The 1,298-nt window shown below is 72.1% G+C and carries 2 protein-coding genes; both read left to right on the top strand.

Annotated elements, in window-relative coordinates; translation table 11 throughout:
- Positions 1–691, top strand: a 691-nt coding sequence (locus C667_RS23040) for a hypothetical protein (RefSeq protein ID WP_039923003.1), incomplete at its 5' end; no start/stop codon positions are given.
- A 170-nt stretch (positions 692–861) separates the two neighbouring features.
- Positions 862–1,298, top strand: a 437-nt coding sequence (locus tag C667_RS23035) for a DUF748 domain-containing protein (RefSeq protein ID WP_039923000.1), incomplete at its 3' end; no start/stop codon positions are given.

The raw sequence follows: 1,298 nt of genomic DNA, 5'->3' as shown, positions 1-1,298 counted from the left end.
GCTGGTGCTGCGCGCGCTGCCCGCTGCGCCCGTGGTGGCGGGCGAGGCCTCGGTGGCGGCGGCGCTGCGCGTGGTGGCCGGCATCTTCGCCGCGCCCGCCTTCCTGCGCCATGCCGCGGCCTCGGTGTTCTTCGTCGGCGGCTTCATGGCGCTGCAGAGCCTGTGGGTGGTGCCCTGGGTGATGAACGTCAATGGCTTCGACCTCGCCGGTGCGGCCACGGTGCTGGTCGCCCTCAACCTCGGCAACCTCGCCGGCCAGCTCGCGGTCGGCTTCCTCGGCGTGCGCCTGGCGCGTGCCGGCGTCGAGCCGGTGAGCCTGCTGCGCGCGGGCTACGGGGCGATGCTGGTGGTGCAGGCGCTGATCCTGTGGTCCGGGCTGCCGGTGCTGCTGCTGTGGACGCTCTTCGGCCTGCTCACCGCGGCCAACTCGCAGATCTACCTGTCGGCGGCGCGCGCCTTTCCGCCCGCGCTGTTCGGCCGCGTCAGCACCGCGCTCAACCTGATGGCCTTCGCCGGCGCCTTCGCCGTGCAGTGGGGCTTCGGCATCGGCCTCGATTTCATGCGCGACATGGGCGTGGAGCTCACGCGCGCGCTCGCCTTCGGCTTCGGCGGGCTGCTCCTGCTGCAGCTGTTCGCCTACCTGCCGCTGCTCGGGCATGTTTCGGCGCGCGCGCGCGTCGGCGGGGCGTGAGCGCATGCGCGAGGCGTCTCACCATGTTGCGTGTGCACAGCTTCCTCACCCTGGCGTCGCAAAGCGGCGCAAAATAACGCCTTGCCGGCGTCCGGACGCATGCCATGCGGGCTCGCGGCGCATGATGTCCGGGCAGCTCCGGCGACGAATTCATCCTGATGGAGTTTCCCATGTCTGAACCCACGACCGACTCGACCGTGCAGCCGCCCCGGCGCAAGGGGCTGCGTCGGACGTTGTGGACGGTCGCGATCCTGCTCGCGCTGTCGGCCGCCGCCTACCTCGCCGTGCCACCGGTGGCGCGGCACTACGCGCAGAAGCTGCTCGGCGAGGCGCTCGGCCGCGAGGTCGTCGTCGAGCGCGTGCTGATCAACCCCTTCAGCCTCACCGCCGAGGTGGGCGGGCTGCGCATCATGGAGGCCGACGGCAGCGCCGAGGCGCTCGGTTTCGAGTCGCTGCGCGCCAACCTCGAGCTCGAGTCGCTGCTGCGCAAGGGCATCGTCCTGCACGAGCTCGCGCTCGACAAGCCGCGCGTCCACCTCGCGCTCGAGGCCGACGGCCGCCACAACTGGACGGACGTGCTCGGGCGCCTCGCCGCGCTCGGCGGCGA

Origin of the sequence: Thauera phenylacetica B4P, assembly GCF_000310225.1 — a bacterium.
GTDB lineage: Bacteria > Pseudomonadota > Gammaproteobacteria > Burkholderiales > Rhodocyclaceae > Thauera > Thauera phenylacetica.
This window is presented reverse-complemented; position numbering and strand designations above follow the sequence as displayed.